Source organism: Tsuneonella sp. HG222, from assembly GCF_053819185.1.
The window spans coordinates 506,576-531,574 of the sequence record NZ_JBSOQZ010000002.1 but is presented as its reverse complement, the minus strand read 5'-3'; the positions used below and the strand labels follow the sequence as shown (position 1 = coordinate 531,574).

Here is a 24,999-nt window from a genome sequence, read left to right as displayed (position 1 = left end):
ATGCTGCGTTCGCTCATCATCTGGACCGGAGGCGGCGCGCTGCTCACGGCCACGGCGATCGACACGGTTTCGGTGATCGGCCGGAACATCGGCATGCCTGTGCTGGGATCGATCGAGCTGGTTCAGGCCGCGATCCTCGTCTCGGGCGTCATCGCCCTGGTCCTGGCGACCATCGACAGGAGCCATGCCCGAGTCCAGCTCGTTTCGGCCAGCCTGACGGGCTTGTCCCGGCACGTCATCACGCGCTTTGGCAGACTGGCCGACGTCGTGTTGTTCGCGCTTCTGCTGGCGGGATCCGTCTGGCTCGCGGCCGATCTGTGGTACGGCCACGAACGCAGCGAGCTTCTCGGCATCCCGTGGAGCGTCCTGCGCCTGATCGCCAATGCAGCCCTGGTCGCTTGCCTGGGCATTTCGCTGGCGCGTCTCCTGCGGGCAGAGCGGTCATGAGTTTCGATACCCCCGCTACCGGCCTCGTCGGCCTGGTGATCCTGATCGCGCTGATCCTGTCGGGCGTCCGGATCGGCGTTGCCCTCGCCCTGGTCGGCATCGGCGGCCTCGCCCTCGTGCGCGGCCCCGAAGCGGCCATCATCAAGGCGGGAGTTGTCACGATCGAGACGCTCACCCGGTACGAGCTGGGCACGCTTCCGCTGTTCCTGCTGATGGCGCAGATCCTCCTCGCGGCGAACGCCAGCAGCGACATGTTCACCGCGGCCGCCCGCTTCCTGGGTCACCGCTCGGGCGGGCTCGCCTACGCCTCGATTGCCGGATGCGCCGGGTTCGGCTCGATCAACGGATCGAGCCTGGCCACGGCCGCGACGGTCGGATCGGTCGCCCTGCCCGAGATGCGGCGGCGCGGCTATTCGGACGAACTGGCCGCCGGCACGATCGCCGCGGGCGGAACGCTGGGGCAGATGATCCCGCCCTCGGGCGCGTTGATCGTGTTCGGCATCATCGCCGAAACCTCCATCGGCGAACTGTTCACCGCCGCGATCATCCCGGGCATCACGCAGGCGCTGTTCTATTGCGTGGTGATCTGGCTGCTGATGCGCTGGAAGCCCCAGCTGGCGCCCCCGGCGGAGCGGGCCACCTGGGCCGAGCGCGGCCAGGCCCTGCTCAGGATCTGGGACATCGTGCTGCTGATCCTGCTGGTGATCGGGGGGATCGCGTTCGGCTGGATCAGCCCGTCGGAAGCCGCGGCGATCGGCTGCGCGGGCTCGCTGGCCGTCGCCGCGCGGCGCCGCGCGCTGACCCGCGCGACGGTCTACGATGCGTGCGAAGGCGCGCTGAAGACGAGCGGGATGATCCTGCTCATCGTGATCGGCGCGCTCGTCTTCTCGGTCTTCGTTGGCGTGACCGGCCTCGCCGCCGCCGCCAGCGACCTGGTGTCCTCCGCCGGGCTCGGCCCGATCGGCACGCTGATCCTGATCGCGCTGCTGCTGCTGGCGCTGGGTTCGGTCCTCGATGGTCTGGCGCTGATGCTGCTGACCACGCCGATCCTGCTGCCGATCGTGATGGACGTGGGCATGTCGCCGGTCTGGTTCGGCATCTTCATCACGCGCGCGATGGAGATGGGCCTGGTCCATCCGCCCTTGGGAATGAACCTCTATGTCATCCAGAACGTCGCCGGGGGGCTGTCGATCGGCCGGATCTTCCGCGGGGTCGCGCCATTCCTGGCCAGCGATTTCGTCCACCTGTTCCTGCTCATCCTCATCCCCGGGATGGCTCTGTGGCTGCCGGGAGTGATGGGATGAGCGCCGCGATCGGCCATGTCGGGCCCAACCTGCCGCAGCGCCTGCTGCGGGCGACCGGGCGCCATGCGGGGCCGCTCGATTTCGAGCCGGACCGCCCCACCCCCCGGGCCGACGTCTGGATGGAGAACAAGTTCGCGCCGTGGGCGAAGTCGATCCTCCAGGCCTGGGCCGACGGAGCCTACGACGATCTGGACGAAGTCGTGTTCAGCCGCGCCGAGGATTCGGTGCAGCGCCTGTACTACTACCTGTGCGAACTGCAGCGCCGCGGAATGGTCGCGGGGCCCACGCCGCTCATCCTCGACATCGCCAAGGTGCCGCGCGCTACCAGCCTGGAGCGGACGGCTTTTGCCCTGCGGCGCCTGGCTGACCGCTGGGGCGTCGACGAAGCCGCGCTGCGGGCGGCTGACCCCGCGCCGGTCGCTGCGGCCGAGAGCGCAGGCGCACACAACGTCTGCCTGCTGGCCGGCACGTCGCCGCCAGACCGGCGGCTGCACGACAGCATTGCCTCGGCCGGCTTCGCGCCCCACGGCGCAACCCTGCGCGAAACCTGGCTCGCACTCGACGATCCCCTCCCCGACGCACACGGGGATGCGTTTGATCAACTTGCGCAGCAGGTCCACACCTCGCCCCACGGCCCCCGCGCATTCGTCGACACCGGCGCCGAATTGGCGAAATCCATCGCAACATCGGGTGCGCGCGCGGTAGTTCTCTGGATCATCGAAGAGGACGAGGCGCAAAGCTGGCACCTGCCGGCGCAGCGCAAGACCCTGGAGGCTTGCGGGGTGCCCTATCTCGTCCTCACCCGGCGCGACTGGCTGGCCGGAGACGGCGCCGGAAGCGAAATCGCCGCATTCCTCTCGAAGGTGAACCCATGAGCCTGCTTGCCGGACACCGGGTCGCCGCGCTGGGGGCGATGGCGGAACGGCCCCTCGCCCGTTTCCTCGCCTCGCTCGGCGCTGAGATCGGTGGGCCGGTCGAGGGCGCCTCGTTCGTCATCGCCGACCAGGTGCGCGAGGCGTTCGACACCCTCGCTGTCGATCCGCAGACGATCTGCGTCTCGGTCACTCCCTTCGGATCCGGCGGGCCGCGCTCGGGCTGGCGCGGGTCCGAGCTGGTCGCATCGGCGATGGGCGGAACGCTGCGCGTGACAGGAGAGCCCGACCGCGAGCCGGTGAAGGAAGCGGGCGACGCCTGCACCTTCCATGCCGACATGGTCGCGGCGGCCGGGGCGATGGCCGCCCACCATGCCCGCGGGCGCCATGGACAGGGTCAGCACGTCGACGTCTCGATCCAGCAAGTCGCGTTCAGCCGCAACACCAACGGGGTGCTCGTTTGGCAGTTCGACCGCGGCAAGCCGCACCGGGTCGGCGGCGGCAAGCTTGCCTATGGCAAGGCGGTGATCAAGGCGATCTGGCAGTTGGCCGACGGGTGGTGCTTCCATTCGCTGATGACCGGGCGCCTCGGCGCCCCGGCGAACCAGGCACTGTCCGACTGGATGGACGAGGTCATGCCCGACAACCCGCTGCGCGGCGTCGACTGGCTATCCTACAACCGCTCGACCTTGCCTGCGGACACCCGCGCCCAGTGGGAAGCGGCGATCGCGGCCTTCTTCCTGACGAGGACCAAGCGCGACATCGCGATCGAAGGCCTGCGCCGGGGGATCAACGCCTGTGTCGTCAATCAGCCGGACGACGTGCTGGCGGACGCGCATCTTGCCGAGCGCGAATTCTTCGCCACGGAAGACGGCCTGCCCACGCGCTTCGCGGCGATCAGGCCGGGGGACGGCGCGTCGCCCTCCGCCACCCAACCTGGCCCACGCACCGGCCCGCTCAGCGGCGTTCGCGTGCTCGATTTCGCCTGGGCCCTGGTCGGCTCGATCACCACGAAGACCTTGGGCGATCTGGGGGCCGACGTGGTGAAGATCGAAAGCCGCAACCGGCCCGACCTTGCCAGGCTCGACGTGCAGGTCGCCGCCTCGAAACACGGCGAATTCGACGACAAGCCGTGGTTCGCCCACCTCAATTCGTCGAAACGCAGCGTGACCCTCGACCTCAAGAAGGCCGATGCCTGGAAGCTGCTGCGGCCGCTGATTGAATGGGCCGACGTCGTGGTCGAGAATTTCTCGCCCGGCACGATGGCCAAGCTGGGCCTCGGCTTCGACGACCTCAAGGCGATCAACCCCGACATCGTGATGGTCTCGGGCAGCGTCTACGGCCAGACCGGGCCGCTGGCGCAGGAATGGGGCGTCGACGGCACCGGCGGCGCGCTCTCGGGGCGCACCTACCTGACGGGCTATGAAGGCGGCGATCCGCTCATTCCGGGCGCCGTGCCCTATGGCGACGTAATCGTCCCCTTCGTCATGGCCGCCTGCGCCGCCGCGGCGCTCGAGGCGCGGCGCGTCACCGGGCAGGGATGCCATGTCGACGCCTCGATGTACGAAATCTGCGTCCAGCAGATGCGGCCTTTCCTTGCCCAGGCCAAAAGCGGCGGACACCCGGAGCGGTGCGGCAATGCCCAGGACGGCATCGTGTGGCAGGACGTCCTGCGCGCGTCCGGCGAGGATCGCTGGGTGGCGATCACCGCTGCCGAGGAGGCCGATCTCGCCCGTCTCCACGAATTGACCGGCCCAGACGTCGCGGGCTGGGTTGCAGCCCGCAGCGACAAGGAGGCCGTGCGCCTGCTGCAGGATCACGGGATCGCCGCGGGAATCGTGCAGGATTGCGCCGACATGATCGACGACGATGCGCAGCTGGCGGGGCGCGGCGCGCTGGTGGAACTCGACCATCCGCTGCTCGGGCCGTTCGGCCACATCGCAACGCCGATGCTGTTTTCGCGCGACGTCCCGCAGCCGTTCCGCGCACCGCGCATGGGCGAACACGTCGCCGAGGTCGCGGCGGAAATCTGCGGGCTGGACACAGAAACGATCGAGGCTCTCGCAGCCGAAGGGATATTCAAATGAGCGCCGGAGCCGGGGTAAGAAGCCGCAAGACGCTGGCCTGCACGGCCGAAGCGACCGCCTACCAGAAGAATTTCGGCAAGGAGATGAAGCGGCGCGTCGTCGACGAGGGCGAGGAATTCGTCATCGCGCAGGCCGATACGCCGCACGAGATCTTCCACGCGATGGACATCCCGGTGATCGCCAACCAGTGGTGGTCGGCCTACATCTCGGCAAAGCAGCTCTCGTCGCGCTATTTCGATGCGATGGTCGAGGCGGGGTATCCGTCCAATTCCTGCAAGTATTGTTCGCTCGGCCTCGCCTGCACGCTGGCCAACGATCCGGCTTCGGCCCCGTGGGGCGGGTTGCCCACGCCGACGCTGCTCGTCGCGCGGCTGACCTGCGACTGCATCCAGCACGTCTTCGCCCAGTGGGCCGAAGCGATGGGGACCGACTTCTTTCCGATGGAAGCCCCTGCCTGGGAGCACAAGGAGCCTGACTGGTACGCCCGCTCCAACAGCGAGTGGGAGGAGGTCTACCAGCCCGACCGCATCGACCTGATGCGCAAGGAAACCGAAGATCTCATCGCCCTGACCGAACGGAAGACCGGCCGGCGCCTCGACCGCGCGAAGCTGGCCGTGCTGATGGAGCGGATCAACGAGCAGGAGCGCTACCTGTGGGAGGCCGCGCAGGCGATCGGCTCCGCCCGGCCCTGCCCCGTCTCGATCGCCGAACAGATGCCCAACACCATGATCCCGCAATGGCACCGCGGGTCGGACTGGGCGGTCGATCACGCCAGGAAGTTTCGCGACGAGGTGCTGGAGCGTGTCGAGCGCGGCGAGGGTGCCTCGTCCAACGAACGCCTGCGGCTGATGTGGATCGGCGCCGGTGTGTGGCACGACCCGGGCTTCTACCAGGCGCTCGAGGAGACGCTGGGCGCGGTCTTCGTCTGGTCGATGTACCTGCCGTTCGCCGGCCCGCAGTACATCCGCGACATCAAGGGCAAGGTGATGGAAGCTCTCGCCAGCAGGATCTGCTCGATCAACGAGGTCCTGCATCTGCCGCCGTGGATGAACGGCTGGATGGTCAGCGAGGCGCAGCGCTGCGGGATCGACGCGGCCGTCATCCTGCTGCCGCCGGACAACCGGCTGTCGCAATCGGGCAACAAGCTGACCGCGCTGGCGCTCGAGGAAGCGGGCGTACCGGTGCTGATGATCTCGGCCGACATGGTCGACGCGAAGATCTGGGATCACGATCGCATGGTGGCGATGGTGGCCGAATTCCTGCACGACAGGGGCCTGGCATGAAGCTCGTCGTCCTGATCCTGGCATTGGCGCTGGCTGCATGCAGCCGGCCGGTGCCTGCAGGCGTGACCGAGCTTACTTATGCTACCCCCTATCCGCCCAGCCACCCCTTCAGCCGGGCGGATCAGCGGTGGATCGACTACATCAACCAGGCCTCCGAAGGCTCCCTGCGCATCCGCCCCGTCTGGTCCGGCGCGCTCTTGTCGTCCGACATGTCGGTGGAGGAACTGCGGCACGGCGTCGCCGATATCGGCCTGATCACGCCGATCTATTCGCGCGGGGGGGCTCACCTCCTGCGCATCCAGTCCGGATTCTACAGCGGGGCCGACACGATCGAGCAGCAAGTCGCGCTCTACCGCTGCCTGGAACGCGAAGTGCCGGAAATATCGCGCGAGATGGCCGGGCTTCACGTCCTGGCGGTCCAGGGCGGCCTCTTGCCGGGCGTTGTGACGACAAACAGGCAAGTGCGTTCGCTGGCCGATCTGGAGGGACTGCGCATCCGCGCGCCGACGGAACTTCTCGCCGTGCTGAAAGGCCTGGGTGCCGACCCGGTCAACATGCCGATGGGCGACGTCTATTCGGCGCTGTCGAAGGGTGTCATCGACGGCGTGGTCGCCCCGATCGACACGTTCCAGGCGCTGCACTTCGACGAGGTCAGCAAGTATTATGCTACCCTCAAGATCCCCCGGGGGGCGTACCCCGCGCGGGCGATGAGCGACGCGGCGTGGAAGCGCCTCACGCCCGAGCAACAGGCCCTGATGCGCCGTTCGGTGAAGGAATGGGAAGCAGCGCTGGAGGACGAGATCGAGAAGGGCGCCGAAGCCGGCATGAAGGCGGCGCAGAAGGCGCATATCGTCTTCCATCCGATCGATCCGGCGGAGCAGGAGGCCTTCGACCGGCATTACCTGGAGGATGCGGAAACCAACGCCAGGCGCTTGGCCGATCTGGGGATCGACGGGCTGGCGGCCTTTCGCGTGGCGCGATCGAGCATATCGGAAAATGGAGTGAATTGCGGGGTGCAATCGTGAGCCAGCCGCTCAGCGGTCTTCGGGTGGCGGACTTCAGCCACGTCATGGCGGGGCCTTTCGCCTCGCACCTGCTGCGCCTGATGGGTGCAGAAGTGATCAAGATCGAATCGGGCAAGGGGGACCAGTTCCGCAACTACAGCCCCGATCCCGATTTCAAGGACATGAGCCCGCCGTTCATCGCGGCCAACGTCGGCAAGAAGTCCATCGCGCTGGACCTCAAGGACGCTGGAGACTTTGCGATCGCGCGGGCGATCGTCGAGCGATCGGACGTCCTTATCGAGAATTTCCGCCCCGGCGTCATCGGCCGGCTCGGCCTGTCGTACGAGCAGGTGCGCGAATGGAACCCCAGCATCATCTTCTGCTCGGTGTCGGGTTACGGCCAGACCGGGCCGCAGCGCGACTGGCCAGCCATCGACAATATCGTCCAGGCGACGACGGGAATGATGATGTTGAGCGGCGGCGAAGGCGAACCGCCCGTCCGGGTCGGCTTCCCGATCGTCGATACCCTTGCCGGGCAGATCGCGGCGATGGCCGTGCTCGGTGCGATCGTCCAGAGGCAGACCACCGGGCAGGGCGCCTACATCGACGTGTCGATGTTCGACGCGACGCTGGCCTTCATGACCTCGGCCATCACGCCCTATCTCGTCACCGGCCAGGCGATGAAGCGCATGGGGAACACCGGTTACAGCGGGCTACCCACGGCCGCGATCTTCGAATGCGCGGACGGCCGGCAGATCTCGCTCGGCATCGTGCAGGACAACCAGTTCAAGGCCTTCGCCGGCTTCGTCGGGCGCGAGGACTGGCTCGGCGACGATCGCTTCGCCACGCCCGCGGCGCGCCGCGCGAACTTCTCGGCGATGCACGACGAGCTGGCGCAGACGTTCCTCGCCCGCGACGCGGCCGAATGGGAATCGGGGCTCAGCTCCAAGGGCATCCCCTGCGGCATGATCCGCACGGTCAACGAAGCGGTCGAGATGGCGAGCGATGCCAGCCTGCTCCACGTCCCGATCCCGGGGATCCCGCAGATCAGCACGCTGGCCATTCCCAACGCCGGCTTCAACATGACCCCCGGCGCGCCCGGCACCAACGAGCCACCGCCCCGGCTCGACCAGCACCGCGAGGAAATCCTTGCATGGCTCCGCTCCGACGGAGCAGACGAAATCGCTTAGGAGAGGCCCCATGAAGAACCGCGTCGGTTTGAGTTCGATCGCAATGCTGCTTGCCCTGTCGTCGACCGGCGCCGGGGCGCAACAGGCGGCTGGGGCGCCCAGCGATTTCGCCAGAGCGCAGGCCGAGGCGAACAAGGTGCCCGACACGCCCGGCGACGGGCCCTATCCGGCGGTGATGGAACTCGACGCGGGCATCCCGGATCACGTGGTCTATCGCCCGTCCGATCTGTCGGCTTTCAAGGGCGGTAAGCTCGGTGTCTTCGCCTGGGGCAACGGCGGGTGCGCCGACGACGGCGCGAGCCAGCGGCAACATCTCGCCGAGATCGCTTCCTATGGCTACCTCGTCATCGCCCCGGGCAAATGGCGTTCGGGGCCCAATGCGAAGGTGGGGCGCGAGGCTCCGCGCACGCCGGCGCCCGGCCAGCGCCTGCCCCCGCCCGCCACGACGGCGGACGATGTGCGCGAAGGGATCGATTTCGCGCTTGCCGAGAATGCTCGGCAGGGCAGCAAGTATGCAGGCCTGATCGACAAGCAGGCTGTCGCGGTCGGCGGGTTCAGCTGCGGCGGGTTGCAGGCCATCACCCTGGCAGGGGACCCGCGCATCAGCACAGTCGTCGTGCAGAACTCGGGGCTTTTCAACGATCCGAACGAATCGATCGGAGGCACGACGCTGCCGAAGTCTGCCCTGTCCAGGTTCCACACGCCGGTGCTCTACCTGCTCGGCGGGGAGACCGACATCGCCTACCCTAACGGGACGGACGACGTGAAGCGCATCGACCACGTGCCGGTGGCGCTGGTCAACCTGCCCTTCGGACATGGCGGCACCTATGCCCGTCCCCTGGGTGGCACGGCTGCGGGGATCGTGGTCGACTGGCTCGAATGGCAACTGCGCGGGAATTCGTCCGCAGCGCGCAGCTTCCTGGGCGCCAACTGCCGCCTGTGCGTCAATCCGGAAGCGACGATCAGCCTCAAGAACTTCGATTAGGGGGATACCCTTCGCCGACGAGCACCGCATGGCGACGTCGATCTTTACCTTTCCGCCTCGCTCATGCACGCCTGCAAGCTGTTCTGGCGGAGAGGCGAACGGGTGGCGGACAAGGCGAAGGGCAAGGCGGTCGGGACGATTCTCGACGCGCAGGGCAAGGAATTGATGGCCGTCCGCAAGATCGAGCGCGACGGCTCCGATCTCGTCATCCGCGGCAAGATTTTCGGCACGATGCCGATGGCGGCGCGCCTTACCCCGGGCGAGGCGCGCAAGCTGTTCCGCCTGCTCGACGCCAGGACGGTGCTGTTCCTCGTCACGCTGCTGTTCCGCCGATGAAGCTGCGGGTCGCTCTACTGGCCGCGGCGGCGCTGGCCCTGGCGGGGTGCGCTACCCTGCCCGACCAGCCCAACGTCGCCGGCCGGAGCAAGGGGACGGTCAGCGTCGCCGGCCTGACCTTCCGCGATCTCGACGGCGACGGACGGCTGACGCCCTACGAAGACTGGCGCCTGGCGCCCGAGGCACGGGCCGACGATCTCGTTGCGCGCATGACGCTGGAGGAGAAGGCCGGCACGCTCCTTCATGCGACCCTGCCGGGCCTCGGCGGACCGGAAAAGCGCTTCAATCCCGAAGAGTACGATCTTGCCGCCGCCGGGGATCTCATCGGTACCCGCAAGATCACCAGCTTCATTACCCGGATGGCCATCGCACCGGCCGCCTTTGCGGCGCAAAACAACGCGGTCCAGGCGATCGCCGAGGGCACCCGGCTGGGCATTCCGCTGACGATCAGCAGCGATCCACGGCACCACTTCCAGTATGTCGCAGGGGCCAGCGTGCGCGGCGACGGGTTCACGCAGTGGCCCGAGAGCACGGGTTTCGCCGCGCTGCGCGATGCCGCGCTGGTCCGGCGGTTCGGGCAGATCGCCGCGCGCGAATATCGCGCGGTCGGCCTCCACCAGGCGCTCTCGCCGCAAGTCGACCTGGCGACCGAGCCGCGCTGGCCGCGCATGGCGGGAACCTTCGGCAGCGATCCGGACCTCGCCAGCGAACTGGGCGGCGCCTACGTCGCGGGGTTTCAGGGCGGGACGCAGGGGCTCCAGCCCGGCGGGGTTCTCACCGTGGTCAAGCACTGGGTTGGCTACGGCGCGCAGCCCGAAGGGTTCGATGCCCACAACCACTACGGCCGCTTTGCCGATCTCGACGATCGCAGCTTCGCGCGGCATGTCCGCGCGTTCGACGGTGCGCTGGCCGCCAGGGCCGGCGGGGTCATGCCGGCCTATCCGATCCTGCGCGGCGTTTCGTATCGTGGCGAGCCGCTCGAACAAGTGGGTCCGGGCTACAGCAAGCAGCTGCTCGATGGGCTGCTGCGCGACGACAAGGGATACCAGGGCATCATCCTGTCCGACTGGGCGATCACCGCCGACTGCCCCGAGCAATGCCGAGCCCCCACCGCCGCCGCGCCCCAGGCGCCGCAGTTCATCGCGACGAGCTGGGGCGTCGAAGGTCTCACCGTCGCGCAGCGCTACGCCAAGGGCATCGACGCGGGGATCGACCAGTTCGGCGGCACCGAGGATGTCGCCCCGATCGTCGAGGCGGTGCGCCGGGGCCTGCTGGGCGAAGCGCGGATCGATCGGTCGGTGCGCCGCATCCTCATCGCCAAATTCCAGCTGGGCCTGTTCGAAAACCCCTACGTCGACCCCGCGGCCGCCGGTGCCGACATCGGCCGGGCTGCCGACGTCGCCCTGGCCGAACGGACCCAGCGCGAGGCCCAGGTGCTGCTGAAGGACGATGCGAAGCTGCCGCTCGGCCGCCCGGGCGCGCGGGTCTGGCTCGTCGGCATGGACCCCGCCGCGGCGACGCGCGCCGGACTGATCCCCGTCGAAAGCCCGGACCAGGCGGACTTCGCGCTGATCCGCGCCGAGACGCCGTCCGAGCTGCTGCACCCGCACCACTTCTTCGGCCGCATGCAGAAGGAAGGACGGCTCGATTTCCGGCCGGGCGACCCGGCCTTCGATGCACTCGTCCGGGCCAGGGAAGCCGGGAAGCCTTCCGTGCTCTCGCTCTTCCTCGACCGCCCGGCCGTCCTGACGGGCGTGATGGACAAGGCGGACGTCATCCTGGCGAACTTCGGGGCGGACGATGCGGCCGTGCTCGACGTGGTGCTCGGCAAGGCAAGGGCGCGCGGCCGGCTGCCGTTCGAGCTTCCGTCCTCGATGGCTGCGGTCGAAGCGCAGCATCCGGCGCTGCCCCACGACAGCGCCGCGCCGCTGTTCGGCTACGGCGCGGGCATCGTGGACTAGCTAGAGCTTCGCGTTCCCGGCGCTCCAGCGTACGGCCAGTTCGACCCCCTGCCCCACCGGCAGCAGCACCTGCTGCATGTCGGCCTTGGCCCGCACCGCCGCGCGATAGGCGCGGACCGAGGCGCGCGCCTGCTGCGGCATGATCATGTTGTCGGCCGCCACGATGGCCTCCTCGGCAAGCCGGGGATAGAATGCCTCGAAACAGGGGACATAGACGTCCTTCCAGATGTCGAGCAGGACGAAATCCCATTCGCCCGGGTCGGCCCCGATCATCTCGACCGCATCGCCCAGCCGGAATTCGACGTGGTCCGACAGGCCGGCGGCGGCGATCTGCTTTCTTGCCTCGGCCTGCTTGTAGTCGGCCATTTCCATCGTCACGACGACCGCGCCGACCGCCCGCGCGGCATCGGCCAGGAACACGGTGGAATAGCCATAGCTGGTTCCCAGCTCGAGGATCCGCCGGGGGCGCCGGGCGATGATCAGCGAATGGAGCAGCCGCCCCACTTCGGGCCCGACGGGCAGCAGAAGCTCGTCACGAAAGGACAGCGCGTTGGCGCCCGGCTCGCGCATGCGTTCGCCTTCCCTGGCGTTGCGCGCTTCATAGCTTTCGAAAACGGCCTGCACTGCCGGATCGGCAAAGTTCATCCCTCTTGTCCCTCCATGGCCCCTTCGGCGGCGCTGCGCTGGCATCAGCCGCGGGCGGCGCGCCTTTCGTCCGAGGCAATACCATAGGTGCTGACGTAGTCGCCCAGTTCTTCGCGCACCCGCCCGGCGGACAGGCCCCATTCGGCCAGGCTGTAGCGATGGACCCGGCGCTTCCCGTCGCGCGTGCGCCGCTGGTAGGCGGCCATCCGGGGCAGGACCGGTTCGATGTCGAGATCGAGGAAGCGATAGACCCGCGCCATCGTCCCGCGCCAATCGGTCTCCATCTCGTCGTAGTGGACGTCGATCACGCGGCTGGCGGGGAGAGACTTGCGCCCCTGCCGCATCCGCTCGATCTGAACGCCGGTCTTGCGCAGCCACTCGCGGCCGATAGCGTGCGGATCGGCGTGGTCCGAGTAGATGCAGGTCTGGTTCCAGGCGAGCGAGGCGGAACTGCCGACCACCGAGAGCGGATCGCGGTGGGTGACGATGATCCGCGCGTCCGGAAAAACGTTCAGCAGCGCCTTCAGGTCGATCATGTGCTGCGGGGTCTTGAGGATCCACGGCCGCAGCGAGGAGGACTGCTGCGACCAGCCAACCAGTTGCAGCAACCGGGCGAGCTGGCGATAGGCACCGGTCGCATCGCGCGCCTCGCACCAGCGGCCGTAGCCGGGGACGTGCCACTGCGCTTCGTGCTTCATGCCCCAGAAGCTCGAGCACAACAGGCCGAGCTCCTCTTCGGGCTGCATCGGGCCGGTCGGATGGATCGCTAGGGTGCGTGGGTTCGCCAGGCGCGCCACCCGCATGATGCGCCGCGCGAGTGTGATGCGCGGGTCGTGCGCGCCGCGCTCGAAATCGGGGGCAGGCACCGGGCTGATGGTCTCGAAACTGCGCAGCACGTTGAAGCGCTCGTCGCAGGCGAGCAGGCGCTGCATCCGCGTGGTGCCCGAACGCATCGGGCCGACGATGACCACCGGGTGTGGCAGCGGTCGGGCGGCGATCTCCGGGTGGCGTGCGACCCATTGCCGCTGCCACACGCGGTCGCGCAGCATCTTCTCGAACTGCTTCATCGCCGCCCATTCGCCGGCGGCATTGAGCTGCGCCTCGCCCTCGATCGCTTCGACCAGCCGGTCGTAGGGGGCATGGAACCAGTCGTCGCCGAAATCGCTCAGGCCGGTCTCATCGGCCACGCGCGCCATCAGTGCCTCGCGGCGGAGTTCCGGCTTGCTCGCGACGCCTGTCTTGCGCGCTGCCAGCATGGCTGTCTTGAGCGCCCCGATGAACCGCGTCCGCCGCGGGGGATTGGTCATGTCTGGCCTTTCCTTCGTGTCGGCGGACGGTGGGCGTACGCTGTCCGAAAAAGACGCCTTGGATCGGCGCAGGTTCCGAGCTGGCCACTGGACAAGCCCGCTGGGCTGCGGGATAGGCCGCGCCCATGCACGATCTGCGCGCCATCCGGGACGTTCCCCAAACCTTCGACGCCGGCCTCGCCGCGCGCGGGCTCGATCCGCTCTCGGGCGAGATTCTCGCCCTCGACGAACGCCGCCGCGCGGTCGCCACGCGGATGCAGGAGGCCCAGGCCCGCCGCAACGAAGCGTCGAAGGCGATCGGCGCCGCGATGGGCAGGGGCGACAAGGACGCCGCGGAGGCGCTCAAGGCCGAAGTGGCCCAGATCAAGGCCGAACTGCCGGCGCTGGAGGACGAGGATCGCGCGCTCGGCGAGGAGTTGACCGGGCTGCTGGCCAACACGCCCAATCTGCCCGATCCCTCGGTCCCCAGGGGCGAGGACGAAAGCGACAACGTCGAGATTTACACTTGGGGCGAAAAGCGCACTTTCGATTTCACACCGCAGGAGCATGCCGACCTTGCACCTGCACTGGGCATGGATTTCGAAACCGGTGCCAAGCTGTCGGGCGCGCGCTTCACCTTCCTGCGCGGCGACATGGCGCGCCTGCACCGCGCCATCGCCCAGTTCATGCTCGACACGCAAACGCGCGAGAACGGCTACACCGAGTGCAACCCGCCAGTGCTGGTGAACGATGCGGCGATGTACGGCACCGACAAGCTGCCCAAGTTCGCCGAGGACAGCTTCCGCACGACCGATGGGCGTTGGCTGATCCCGACGAGCGAAGTAAGCCTGACCGCATCGGTCGCGGACAGCATCCTGCCCGAGCTGGACGAGCCGATCCGCATGACCGCGCACACCCTGTGTTTCCGTTCCGAAGCCGGCGCTGCGGGCAAGGACACGCGTGGCTTCATCCGCCAGCACCAGTTCGAGAAGGTCGAGCTCGTCAGCATCTGCCGCCCAGAGGACAGCGACGCAGAGCACGAGCGGATGACCGGCTGCGCCGAAGACATCCTCAAGGCGCTCGACCTGCCGTACCGCAAGGTGCTGTTATGCACCGGCGACATGGGCTTCGGAGCGCGCAAGACCTACGACCTCGAGGTCTGGCTGCCCGGACAGGGTGCCTATCGCGAGATTTCAAGCTGCTCGAACACCGGCGATTTCCAGGCGCGGAGGATGAACGCGCGCTACCGGGCAGACAACGGCAAACCAGCCTTCGTGCATACCCTCAACGGCTCGGGCCTCGCGGTCGGGCGGACGCTGGTGGCGGTGCTGGAGAACTATCAACAGGCCGATGGCAGCGTGGCCGTGCCGGGCGCACTCAAGCCCTATATGGGTGGGCTCGAAAGGCTGACCCCGACCGCCTGATGCGCATCCTGCTGACCAACGACGACGGTATCCACGCACCGGGGCTGGCCCTGCTGGAGAAGGTCGCCGCGCAGCTGTCCGACGACGTCTGGGTCTGCGCCCCGGCGGAAGAGCAATCGGGCGCCGGGCATTCGCTGACGCTGCACATGCCGGTGCGCCTGCGCGAACACGGCGAGCGGCGCTTCTCGGTCACCGGAACGCCGACCGACGCGGTCAACCTGGGACTGCGCAAGCTGTTCGGCGACAAGCGCCCCGACATCGTCATCTCCGGTATCAACGGCGGCGAAAACCTGGCCGACGACGTGACCTATTCGGGCACGATCTCGGCCGCGATGGAAGGCGCGCTGGCGGGGATCAAGGCGGTCGCGCTGAGCCAGGCGACCCGCGATGCCGGCCAGGGCTTCGCCGCCGCCGAAGGCTGGGCCGCGCGGGTGCTGCGCCCGCTGCTCGACCTGAACATGGCGAAGCGCACGGTGGTCAACATCAACTTCCCCGCCCTGCCCGCCGCCGCCGTGCGCGGCATCCGCGTGGTGCGGCAGGGGTTCCACGACTACGCCCGTGGATCGCTGGTCGAGAGTGTCGACCCGCGCGGGCGGCCGTACTTCTGGTTCGGGCTGGACGACGTGGAGCACACGCTGGACCACGGCACTGATCTCGAGGCGGTCAACGACGGATTCATCTCGGTCACGCCACTCCAGGTCGACCTGACGCACCACGCGTCGATCGGCCTGCTGGCGGAAGGATACGGCGAATGAAGCGCGTGTTTCTGCTGTTCGGCGCTGTCCTGTCCATCGCCGCGGGCGATCCGGCGACCGAAAGCGAACATATCGTGGAGGAAGGCGAAACCCTGAAGGGCATCGCCAACCGCGCCGGGGTGCCCGAAGTGGTCGTGGCCGAGGCGAACGGGCTTGCCGAACCCTATGTCGTGAAGCTGGGCCAGAAGCTGGTTATCCCGCGGCAGAAGACGCACACCGTCAAATCGGGCGACACCCTGTCGCGCATCGCCGAGCGGTACCGTGTTCCCTCCAGCCAGATCGCGCTGTCGAACGGGCTCGACGCCAGGGGGACGGTGAAACTCGGCCAGCGGCTGATCATTCCCGCCGTCCTGCCCGAGCGCGCCACTCCGACGACGCCGCGCCGGCCGTGGTTCCGCAAGCCGCACGACGGGAAGGTCCTGCTCGGTTGGAAAAGGCGTGCCGACGGCGGCGGCCATGCCGGGCTCGACATCGCCGCGAAGCCGGGCGACATGGTCCGCGCGGCGGCGAGCGGGTCCGTGGTGACGGTAACCGACGACAAGTCGCGCTGGGGCAAGCTGGTGGTGATCGACCACGGCAACGGGTGGCAAAGCGCTTACGGCGAACTGGCCCGCGCCACCGTGTCCGTTGGCGATGCGATCAAGGCCGGCGAGCGGCTCGGCATCGCCGGGACCGGCAAGGCCGCCGGCGCGGAAATCCACTTCGAGATCCGTCACGACGGCGATCTGGTCGATCCCGGCCCCCTGCTGCGCTAGGCTGGGGCGATGGCGCAGGGGAACCGATCGCAAAACACGGTAAGGGTTCGCCGCTTCGCTCCGCTGCGCCGCGCGCTCAAGGTGCCGGTCTGGGCCGACATCGGCATCCGCGTGTTGGCAGCCTTCGCGCTGGTCATGCTCGTCGCGATCATCCACTGGTTCGACCGTGAGGGGCTGGTCGACCATCACGACGGCGTGGTCAGCTTCCTCGACGTGTTCTATTTCACGATGATCTCGATCACCACGACCGGGTTCGGCGACATCGCCCCGATCAGCGACCGCGCGCGATTCATCGAAGCGGTCATCGTCACCCCGATCCGCTTCGCGGTGATCTTCATCTTCGTGGGCGCGGCCTACAATTTCGTCATCAAGAGAAGCTGGGAGAAATGGCGCATGTCCCGCATCCAGTCAAAGCTGTCCGACCATCTGATCGTGCTGGGCTACGGCGTGTCGGGTTCCGAGGCGGTCGAGGAACTGATCGCCCGGGGCACCGATCCATCCTGCATCGTGGTGATGGACCCGAGCGCGGAGCGGCTCGAACATGCCGAGGCAAAAGGCTGCAACGTGATCGAGGCCGACGCCACGCGCGACGACAGCCTGCTGGCCGTGCAGATCGACCGCGCCCGGTCGGTGCTGGTGTCCGCCGGGCGTGACGACGCCTCCATCCTGATCGTCCTGACCGTGCGCCACCTTGCGCCCAAGGTGCCGATCAGCGTGGTCGTGCGCGCGTCGGACAACGAACTGCTGGCGCGCCAGGCCGGGGCCAACAACGTGATTAACCCGGTGCGCTTTACCGGGCTGCTGCTGGCCGGCAGCGCGCAGGGCGCCCACGTGGCCGACTACCTTGCCGACCTCGCCTCGGTCACCGGGCGGGTGCACTTGGTGGAGCGGCCGGTCACGCCCGGCGAGATCGGCAAGTCGCTCGACGAGCTGGACACCGGCGGGCGCGGCCTGCGTGTCTATCGCGGCGACAACGTGACCGGTTTCTGGGAAGACGAGGCCGGCGCGCTGCAGGAAGGCGACGTGATCGTCGAGATCCGCCGCACCCAGCCCGGCGACTTCCCGGTCAGCTGAGGGCCACGAACACCCCGCCCATCGCGGCCATGCCGACCAGGAAATAGCCGGCGTCGATCGCGAACAGCTTCCCCGTGCGCTGCTGGAACAGGTAGTTGATGCCCAGCGCCGGGGCCATGATCGTCGCCCCGAAGCCGACTGCCATCATCATGATGACGTGCGGCGCCGGATTCGCCCGGGCGATGTTGTGGCCCAGCATCAGCGCGATCAGCAGTTCGAACAGGAAAGCCAGCCCCATGATCACCGGCATCGGCGTGCGCGACACGGGGTGGGGCATCCTTTCCCCGTCGTAGCCGACGAGCGCCTTCCATGCCTTGCCGAACAGCGGGCCGTACCACAGCGCGCCGATCGCGAAGAACGCGGCCGCGCCAAGGAAAACGGCCAGTAGATTCACATTGCCCATCGTCACCTCCCCCGCGCGACCGCCGCTGCTCTAGCGCAACCGCGCCCATGGGTGTAGGGGCCGCCGCGCAATGGCCACCCGCATTCCCGAACAGCGCAAGATCGGCATGGTATCGCTCGGCTGCCCTAAGGCGCTGGTCGATTCCGAGCGCATCCTCACGCGCCTGCGCGCCGACGGCTACGCGATGAGCCCCGACTACCAGGGCGCCGACGTGGTCGTGGTCAACACCTGCGGCTTCCTCGACAGCGCCAAGGAGGAAAGCCTCGAGGCGATCGGCGAGGCCATCGCCGAGAACGGCAAGGTCATCGTGACCGGCTGCATGGGCGAGGACGCCGAGGTGATCCGCGCCCGCTTCCCGCAGGTCCTGGCGGTGACCGGGGCGCAGCAGTACGAGCAGGTGGTCGAGGCCGTGCACGAGGCGGCGCCCGCATCGCAGGGCCCCTATGTCGACCTGATTCCCCAGCCCGACCTCGACGACGTGAAGCTGACGCCGCGGCACTACAGTTACCTCAAGATTTCCGAGGGCTGCAATCACACCTGCGCCTTCTGCATCATCCCGCAGATCCGCGGGAAGCTCGCCAGCCGGCGGATCGACGCGGTGCTGCGCGAGGCGGAAAAGCTGGTGGCGGCCGGCACCAGGGAACTGCTGGTCATCAGCCAGGATACCAGCGCCTATGGCGTGGACACCCGGCACGAAAGCCAGATGTGGAAGGGTGCGCCGGTCCGCGCGCACATGACCGATCTGGCGCGCGAACTGGGCGGCTTGCGCACCCCGCAGGGCGACGTGCCGTGGGTCCGCCTGCACTACGTCTATCCCTATCCGCACGTCGACCAGGTCATCCCGCTGATGGCCGAAGGGCTGCTGACGCCCTACCTCGACATTCCGTTCCAGCACGCCAGCCCGCGCATCCTGCGCGCGATGAAGCGCCCGGCCAACGACGCCCGCGTGCTCGAGCGGCTGGCCAACTGGCGCGCGATCTGCCCGGACCTGACCGTCCGCTCGAGCTTCGTGGTCGGCTTTCCGGGCGAGACCGAGGAGGACTTCCAGTACCTGCTCGACTGGCTCGAACAGGCGCGGATCGACCGCGTGGGCGCCTTCCGCTTCGAACCGGTCGAAGGAGCGGCGGCCAATGCCCTGCCCGACCCGGTGCCCGAGGCGGTGAAGGAAGAGCGCTACGCCCGGCTGATGGAACTGACCGCGCGGATCAGCGCAGACAAGCTGGCCGCCAAGGTCGGCCGCACGCTGCCGGTCATCGTCGACGAAGTGGGCGAGCCCGACGAGGATGGCGACATCGGCGCCACCGCCCGCAGCCAGGCCGACGCGCCCGAGATCGACGGCCAGGTCTTCCTGCGCAACGTGCCCGCGGGTCTCCGCCCGGGGGATTTTGCGCAGGTGCTGGTCGAGGAAGCCGACGAGCACGACCTGTTCGGGGTCATCGCCGCTCCGGCCTGACCCGGGCGGCCGGCGCGGTTGTTCGCGCGCGGCCCCGTTATCGCATCGTGCGCAGCGTGACGCTGCGGCGGACCACCTCCATCGGCGCGATCGAGTGCTCCCACCCCTCGCGCACCTCGCCCGAAAGCAGGTAGAGCGAGCGGCGCGGCAGTTCCACGCTGCGGCGCTCGAACCCGCTCCCCGTCCGTCGCCGCAGCCGCAAGGTCGCCGGCGCGCTGAGCGACAGGCCCAGCACGTCGCCGTATTGCGGCCGGTCGCGGTGCCAGCCGATGCCGGCGCCGGGATCGTAGCGGATCAGCAGGCCCTGCACGAAATCCTCCGCGGCGTGCCCGGCCAGCGGGGCAAGCCGGGCGCGCAGGGTCACCAGCCAGCCCGGCAGCGGCGGCGCCTCGGTCGGCCGGCCGCGCTGGTAGTCGTAGGCGCTGCCATAGTTCGCCGTCAGCCGCTTGCCCTGCCACTGGCCGAACTGGAACGGGGCGAGCGGCGCGCCGTCGATGGCCGCGGCGATCGCGGCCTCGTCCGCCTCGCTTACCGCTTCCTCGACCAGGACCAGCCCCGGCACCACGGGCGGGCTGGCGAAGAGTTCACACTGCTTTACCATTTTTCGGATATAGGAACGCCATGCACCAGGCGCACGCCATCCTGACGTTCGAGACCGAGGGGCAGGGCCTGCTCGAGATCACCCACGACGTGGGCAGTTGGCTGCGCGCGGCCGACATCGGGATGGGCACGGTCACGCTGTTCTGCCAGCACACCAGCGCCAGCCTGCTGATCAACGAGAATGCCGCGACGGCCGTGCGCCGCGACCTGATGCGCTGGCTCGCCATGGCCGCGCCCGAGGGCGACGGCTACGAGCACGATGCCGAGGGGCCCGACGACATGCCCGCGCATATCAAGGCCATGCTCACCGGCAACAGCCTGACGATCCCGTTCGCCGACGGGAAGATGCTGCTGGGATCGTGGCAGGGGATCTACCTTGCCGAGCACCGTTCGGCGGGCAGCCGGCGCTATGTCGTCGCCCACGCGATGGGGAATTAGGAACACCTGGCCCGCGCGTGCATTGGCCCGGCATATGCCCATAGCCATAGACGCTCGCTTCTCGTTCGACCTCTCGCAGCCGACCGATGTCCTCCTCCAGTTCGAGGCGGCGGACATTCCCGAGCAGGAAATCCTCGCCTGCGATTGCCAGCTGACCGAGGCGAAGGACCACGCCCGTGTGCCTGCCCAGGATTCCATCGGTGAGCGCGTCTGGCTGCATGCCGAAGGGCATTACGAGGTCGCCTATACCGCCCGGGTGGAGGTCAAGCGCATCCTGGCCGAGATCGCCACGCTCAACCGGCTCGATCCGCACGAACTGCCCGGCGAAGCGGTCGAGTACCTGTTCGATTCGCGCTATTGCCCGGCCGACCGCTTCCAGTCGTTCGTGTCCGACGAATTCGCCGACAGCGACGGGGGCGCACGGATCGAGGCGATCCGTGACTGGGTCGCGAGCCACCTGACCTATACGCCGGGATCGAGCGACACAAACACGACTGCGCTCGACACCTTTGTCGAACGCCACGGCATCTGCCGCGACTACGCGCATCTGGTCATCACCCTCGCGCGCGCCTCGACCATCCCGGCGCGCTACGTCAGCGTCTATGCGCCCGGGGTGGAGCCGCCCGATTTCCACGCCGTGGCCGAGGTTTTCCTGGCAGATCCGACTATCCCGGGCGGCGGGGCCTGGCACCTGATCGACGCGACCGGCATGGCCGACCCGGCCGAAATGGTGAAGATCGGTGTGGGGCGCGACGCGGCCGACGTCGCCTTCATGACCGTGTTCGGCAACGCCGATTTCGGCGACAAGACGGTGTCCGTGCGCAAGGAGGACTAATCGCTTGCGCCAGCCCATGTTGCGGTGCAGCATGGGCATGCCTGAAGGGAGGTCCGACGTAACGCACCTGACCGTCATCGACATCGGCGGCACCCACGCCCGCTTCGCCCCGGCGCAGATCGGGCCGCTGGGCATCGTGCTGGGCGAACCGGTCAAGTTCAGGACCTCCGACCACGTCAGCCTGCAGACCGCCTGGGAAGCCTACCAGGCCAAGGCCGGCGCCCCCCTGCCGCGCGACGCGGCCATCGCCATCGCCGCCCCGGTCAACGGCCAGACCGTGCGGATGACCAACAACACCTGGTCGTTCCGGCCCGACCGGATCGCCGGCGATCTCGGCCTCGAGCGGATGACCCTGATCAACGATTTCGGCGCCGTGGCCCATGCCGTGGCACGGGCCGATGCCGCCGATCTCGTCCCGGTGGCCGGCCCCGACGCGCCCCTACCCGGCGACGGAACCGTCAGCGTGATCGGCCCCGGCACGGGCCTGGGCGTGGCGCATTTTCACCGCCATCCCGGCGGCTACCATGTCCAGGCGACCGAGGGCGCGCATGTCGATTTCGCGCCGGTCGACCCGATCGACGACATGCTGCTGGCCGACCTGCGCCAGCAGCACCGCCGGGTCAGCCTGGAGCGCGTCGTTTCCGGCCCCGGCATCGTGGTCATCCGAAAAATCCTCGGCCGGATCGAGCAGCGGGTCCTGCCCGATCTCGACGACAAGGCGATCTGGGAAAGCGGCATCGACGGCACGGACGCCTTGTGCCGCGCGGCGGTGGAGCGGTTCTGCCAGTCGCTCGGCAGCGTGTGCGGCGATTACGCGCTGGCCCACGGGTCGAGCGCGGTGGTCCTCGCCGGCGGGCTCGTCCAGCGGCTGCGCGACCTGCTCCCGGTCTCGGGCTTTGCCGAACGTTTCGTCCACAAGGGCCGCTACGAACACATGATGAGCGGAATCCCGGTCCGCATGCTGATCCATCCCGAGCCCGGCCTGCTCGGCGCGGCGGCCGCCTTCGCCAGCGAGCATCCATGAGCGACTCGGCGCTCGACACCGCCGACGACCTGCTCGGGCGCCTGCAGGAATTGCACGCCCGCACCCGCGAAACGCCGCTGTTCAATCCGGTTTTCCAGCTCTCGCTCGACCTGTCGCGCCGGATCGAGAGCGGCGAACTCTCGCTCGGCGCCTGCGAGAGCCTCATCGCGCACCTGGAATGCCGCGCGCTGGAACGCCGGGCCGACCGGTTGCGCGACCTGATCGCGCCCAACGACCCGGCCGAGAACCTCGCCCGGCTGGATGCCGGCGACGCAGACTTCGCCGCCTTCCGCGCAAGCTGGGAGGTCCCGCGGCTCCACGCCGTGTTCACCGCGCACCCGACCTTCCTGCTGGCCCCGGCGCAGTCCGCCGCGTTGGCCGAACGCGCCAGCGGCGGGGCGGACGAGGTCTGCGTCGCCCCGGCCGAGCGCCCAGCCGTGACGCTCGCCTACGAGCACGAGGCGGCGATGGCGGCGATGGCCCGGGCGCAGGACGCGCGCGACCGCATCGTCACCCGCCTGCTGGACGTGGCGCGCGAGCGCTGGCCGGGCGAATGGCTCGACCTGGCGCCGCTGCCGTTCCGCTTCGCCACCTGGGTCGGCTACGACATGGACGGGCGGACCGACATCAAGTGGTTCCATTCGATCGGTTTCCGGCTGGCCGAGAAGGCCCAGCGGCTGGCCCGATACACCGCCGCGCTCGAGGCGATCGATCCGGCCCACCCGCTGGCGGCCGAGCTGCGCGCGGCCACCGGCTATGCGCGCGACCGGGCGTCGGACTTCGCCGCCGACCTGACCGAACCTGCCGCGCTGTCGGTCGCGGCCAACCGGCTGACTGCCAACGATCCGCGCAAGTGCCTGTCGCTGGCGCCGTGGATCGAGCGGCTGGAAAGCGATGCGAAGGTCGCCGACCCCACGGTCGCCACCGCGCTCAAGACGCTCGCCGCGGCGATGCGCGCTGACGGGCTCAGTATGGGCTGGGTCCATTTTCGGGTGAACGCCAAGCAGCTCCACAACGCGATCCGCCGCCGGCTCGACCCGAAGGGCGAGCTCGACCTGGGCAGCAAGGGCGCCATGGTCCACCTGCGCAAGGCGATCGCCGCAGTACTCCCCCTGCGCAGCAACTTCGCCGCGCTGGCAATCGAGAGTTCGACCGCGATCCGCCAGTTCCTGGCGATGGCGCAGATCCTCGCCCACATCGACCGCGACGCGCCGATCCGCATGCTGGTGGCCGAATGCGAGGAACCGGCGACGATGCTCGCCGCGCTCTACCTGGCGAAGCTGTTCGGGATCGAGGGCAAGGTCGATATCTCGCCCCTGTTCGAGACCGAGAGCGCGCTGGAGCATGGCGGCCGTTTCCTCGACGAACTGCTCGCGGAGGACGAATACCGCGCCTATGCCCGGGCGCGCGGGCGGGTCTCGATCCAGACCGGGTTTTCCGACGCCGGGCGCTTCGTCGGACAGATCCCGGCAAGCCTCGCCATCGAACGCCTGCAGGGGCGACTGGCCGAGGCGATGAAAGCGTCGAATCTGACGGATGTTTCGGCGCTGATTTTCGACACCCACGGCGAGAGCATGGGCCGCGGGGCGCACCCGTGCGGGATGCAGGACCGGCTCGAATGGCCGCTGTCTCCGTGGGCCCGGCGCCGCTTCGCCCGCGCGGAAATCCGGCTGGAACCGGAGGTCAGCTTCCAGGGCGGCGACGGCTACCTGTTCTTCGCCACGCCCGAACTCGCGCTCGCCACCCTGACCCGCATCGCGGAGCTCGACCCCGCCCATTCCGATCCCGCCGCGCCCGCCGACCCGTTCTATCGCCGCACCGATCTCAGCCTCGATTTCTACCGCGCGATCCGCGATCACCAGCACGAGCATCTCGAAAGCCGGACCTACAGCCGCGCCGTCACGGCGTTCGGCCTGGGCCTGCTGAACAGCACCGGCAGCCGCGTCTCGCGCCGCCAGTCTGACCTGAGCGCCGACCGCGAGATGAACCTGCGGCAGATCCGCGCCATCCCGCACAATTCCATCCTGCAGCAGCTCGGCTATCCAGTGAACGTCATTGCCGGGGTCGGCACCGCGGCCGAGGGCAACTACGAGCAGCTGGCGGCGCTGCTGAGCGAGAGCGCACGCGGGCGCCAGCTGGTGCGGCTGGTGCGCGCGGCGGATGCGCTGGCCAGCGTGAAGACCGTCGCCGCCTGGGGCGAGCTGTTCAATTCAGCCTATTGGGCCAGCCGCCCCTATCGCGGCACCGAGAGCCACCTTGCGGCGCCGTGCGAGGCACTGGCCGAATATCTCGTCAAGGACGACCGCAACGGCGTGTTCCGCCGCCTGGCCAGCCGTTTGCGGATCGACGCGCTCAAGCTGCACCGCCTGCTGGAACTGGTGCCCGACGAGCGCACCAACGGCACGCGCGAGGACCTGCGCCGCGAGATCGGCGCCCTGCAGGCGCTGCGCCTGGCGCTGTTGCAGCACATGTTCCTCAACGCCGTCTCCATCCCCGCCTTCAGCCGGGCGAACGACGTCAGCCGCGACGACGTGCTGGAAATGGTCTTCACCCTGCGGATCGACGAGGCGCTGGAGCAGCTGCGCCGGACCTTCCCGACCGACTTCCCGCGTATCGGCGATTTCGCCGTGGCCGAGCCGAGCGACTACCCCGACAGCGGCGAGGAAGGATACGCCGCGCTGCGCGCCCGATATATCGACCCGATCGAGCACGCCTATGTCCTGACCCGGCGAATCACGACCGCGATCGCCAACATGTTCGGCGCCCACGGCTAGGCGTTAACCTTTGCCCCGCCCGAGTCCCGCTGCGGGACGCGCACGCGCGGGGGCTGGCACCGGC

23 protein-coding genes are annotated in these 24,999 nt (G+C 68.7%); 19 read left to right on the top strand and 4 right to left on the bottom strand.

The annotated features are described in order from the left end of the window. The 10 genes from ACWPMZ_RS14185 to ACWPMZ_RS14140 all read left to right on the top strand — a co-directional run bounded on the left by ACWPMZ_RS14185 (position 1) and on the right by ACWPMZ_RS14140 (position 11,469). On the top strand, positions 1-447 hold the full coding sequence (locus ACWPMZ_RS14185; RefSeq protein WP_455704710.1) for a TRAP transporter small permease: 447 nt from the start codon (positions 1-3) through the stop codon (positions 445-447). Next, on the top strand, positions 444-1,751 hold the full coding sequence (locus ACWPMZ_RS14180; RefSeq protein WP_455704709.1) for a TRAP transporter large permease: 1,308 nt from the start codon (positions 444-446) through the stop codon (positions 1,749-1,751). The genes ACWPMZ_RS14185 and ACWPMZ_RS14180 overlap by 4 nt, the downstream gene beginning before the upstream one ends. Beyond that, a complete protein-coding gene (locus ACWPMZ_RS14175) occupies positions 1,748-2,626 on the top strand; it encodes a hypothetical protein (RefSeq protein ID WP_455704708.1) in 879 nt (292 codons plus the stop codon). Before ACWPMZ_RS14180 ends, ACWPMZ_RS14175 begins: the two co-directional genes overlap by 4 nt. Continuing rightward, complete coding sequence (locus ACWPMZ_RS14170; protein ID WP_455704707.1) at positions 2,623-4,710, top strand: CoA transferase; 2,088 nt, start codon at positions 2,623-2,625, stop codon at positions 4,708-4,710. Before ACWPMZ_RS14175 ends, ACWPMZ_RS14170 begins: the two co-directional genes overlap by 4 nt. After that, the gene (locus ACWPMZ_RS14165) at positions 4,707-5,993 is read left to right on the top strand and encodes a 2-hydroxyacyl-CoA dehydratase subunit D (protein WP_455704706.1); all 1,287 of its coding nucleotides are present in this window, start codon (positions 4,707-4,709) and stop codon (positions 5,991-5,993) included. Before ACWPMZ_RS14170 ends, ACWPMZ_RS14165 begins: the two co-directional genes overlap by 4 nt. Then, positions 5,990-7,018 (top strand): TRAP transporter substrate-binding protein DctP, encoded by a 1,029-nt coding sequence (gene dctP / locus ACWPMZ_RS14160; RefSeq protein WP_455704705.1) that lies wholly within the window; start codon positions 5,990-5,992, stop codon positions 7,016-7,018. The genes ACWPMZ_RS14165 and dctP overlap by 4 nt, the downstream gene beginning before the upstream one ends. Then, positions 7,015-8,187, top strand: a complete 1,173-nt coding sequence (locus ACWPMZ_RS14155) for a CaiB/BaiF CoA transferase family protein (protein WP_455704704.1) — start codon at positions 7,015-7,017, stop codon at positions 8,185-8,187. Before dctP ends, ACWPMZ_RS14155 begins: the two co-directional genes overlap by 4 nt. Positions 8,188-8,197: 10 nt before the next feature. Further along, positions 8,198-9,172 (top strand): hypothetical protein, encoded by a 975-nt coding sequence (locus ACWPMZ_RS14150; RefSeq protein ID WP_455704703.1) that lies wholly within the window; start codon positions 8,198-8,200, stop codon positions 9,170-9,172. 102 nt (positions 9,173-9,274) lie between these two features. Continuing rightward, positions 9,275-9,508, top strand: a complete 234-nt coding sequence (locus ACWPMZ_RS14145; protein WP_455704702.1) for a hypothetical protein — start codon at positions 9,275-9,277, stop codon at positions 9,506-9,508. Beyond that, complete coding sequence (locus tag ACWPMZ_RS14140) at positions 9,505-11,469, top strand: glycoside hydrolase family 3 protein (protein ID WP_455704701.1); 1,965 nt, start codon at positions 9,505-9,507, stop codon at positions 11,467-11,469. Before ACWPMZ_RS14145 ends, ACWPMZ_RS14140 begins: the two co-directional genes overlap by 4 nt. On the opposite strand, the gene ACWPMZ_RS14135 is transcribed toward ACWPMZ_RS14140, so the two are convergent. After that, positions 11,470-12,114: an O-methyltransferase gene (locus ACWPMZ_RS14135; RefSeq protein ID WP_455704700.1), complete on the bottom strand. Its 645-nt coding sequence runs from the start codon at positions 12,112-12,114 to the stop codon at positions 11,470-11,472. A gap of 44 nt (positions 12,115-12,158) precedes the next feature. Next, positions 12,159-13,421, bottom strand: coding sequence for a sulfotransferase family protein (locus ACWPMZ_RS14130; protein WP_455704699.1), 1,263 nt, complete (start codon positions 13,419-13,421; stop codon positions 12,159-12,161). Positions 13,422-13,546: 125 nt separating this feature from the next. On the opposite strand from ACWPMZ_RS14130, the gene serS reads away from it, so the two are divergent. The 4 genes from serS to ACWPMZ_RS14110 are packed head-to-tail and all read left to right on the top strand — an operon-like array spanning position 13,547 to position 17,408. Continuing rightward, the gene (gene serS, locus ACWPMZ_RS14125; protein WP_455704698.1) at positions 13,547-14,824 is read left to right on the top strand and encodes a serine--tRNA ligase; all 1,278 of its coding nucleotides are present in this window, start codon (positions 13,547-13,549) and stop codon (positions 14,822-14,824) included. Next, positions 14,824-15,579 carry a 5'/3'-nucleotidase SurE gene (surE, locus tag ACWPMZ_RS14120; RefSeq protein WP_455704697.1) on the top strand — a complete coding sequence of 252 codons (756 nt, stop codon included), beginning with the start codon at positions 14,824-14,826 and terminating at the stop codon, positions 15,577-15,579. Before serS ends, surE begins: the two co-directional genes overlap by 1 nt. Next, the gene (locus tag ACWPMZ_RS14115; RefSeq protein ID WP_455704696.1) at positions 15,576-16,334 is read left to right on the top strand and encodes a LysM peptidoglycan-binding domain-containing protein; all 759 of its coding nucleotides are present in this window, start codon (positions 15,576-15,578) and stop codon (positions 16,332-16,334) included. The genes surE and ACWPMZ_RS14115 overlap by 4 nt, the downstream gene beginning before the upstream one ends. A 9-nt stretch (positions 16,335-16,343) precedes the next feature. Further along, entirely contained in the window at positions 16,344-17,408 is a 1,065-nt protein-coding gene (locus ACWPMZ_RS14110; RefSeq protein WP_455704695.1) for a potassium channel family protein, read from the top strand. On the opposite strand, the gene ACWPMZ_RS14105 is transcribed toward ACWPMZ_RS14110, so the two are convergent. After that, entirely contained in the window at positions 17,401-17,811 is a 411-nt protein-coding gene (locus tag ACWPMZ_RS14105) for a DUF1761 domain-containing protein (protein ID WP_455704694.1), read from the bottom strand. The genes ACWPMZ_RS14110 and ACWPMZ_RS14105 overlap by 8 nt on opposite strands. A 70-nt stretch (positions 17,812-17,881) precedes the next feature. Here ACWPMZ_RS14105 and rimO point away from each other — a divergent pair, with 70 nt between their 5' ends. Then, on the top strand, positions 17,882-19,264 hold the full coding sequence (gene rimO, locus ACWPMZ_RS14100) for a 30S ribosomal protein S12 methylthiotransferase RimO (RefSeq protein WP_455704693.1): 1,383 nt from the start codon (positions 17,882-17,884) through the stop codon (positions 19,262-19,264). A 37-nt stretch (positions 19,265-19,301) separates the two neighbouring features. On the opposite strand, the gene ACWPMZ_RS14095 is transcribed toward rimO, so the two are convergent. After that, positions 19,302-19,865, bottom strand: coding sequence for an alpha-ketoglutarate-dependent dioxygenase AlkB (locus tag ACWPMZ_RS14095; RefSeq protein WP_455704692.1), 564 nt, complete (start codon positions 19,863-19,865; stop codon positions 19,302-19,304). A gap of 20 nt (positions 19,866-19,885) precedes the next feature. Between ACWPMZ_RS14095 and ACWPMZ_RS14090 the strand changes: the two genes are divergently transcribed. From ACWPMZ_RS14090 to ACWPMZ_RS14075, 4 genes are read left to right on the top strand one after another with little or no spacing between them, the layout of a single operon-like run. Continuing rightward, on the top strand, positions 19,886-20,302 hold the full coding sequence (locus ACWPMZ_RS14090) for a secondary thiamine-phosphate synthase enzyme YjbQ (protein ID WP_455704691.1): 417 nt from the start codon (positions 19,886-19,888) through the stop codon (positions 20,300-20,302). Between the two features lie 34 nt (positions 20,303-20,336). Then, positions 20,337-21,137, top strand: a complete 801-nt coding sequence (locus ACWPMZ_RS14085) for a transglutaminase-like domain-containing protein (RefSeq protein WP_455704690.1) — start codon at positions 20,337-20,339, stop codon at positions 21,135-21,137. 37 nt (positions 21,138-21,174) lie between these two features. Then, positions 21,175-22,161 (top strand): glucokinase, encoded by a 987-nt coding sequence (gene glk / locus ACWPMZ_RS14080; RefSeq protein WP_455704689.1) that lies wholly within the window; start codon positions 21,175-21,177, stop codon positions 22,159-22,161. After that, positions 22,158-24,935, top strand: coding sequence for a phosphoenolpyruvate carboxylase (locus tag ACWPMZ_RS14075; protein WP_455704688.1), 2,778 nt, complete (start codon positions 22,158-22,160; stop codon positions 24,933-24,935). Before glk ends, ACWPMZ_RS14075 begins: the two co-directional genes overlap by 4 nt. Positions 24,936-24,999: the final 64 nt, after the last annotated feature.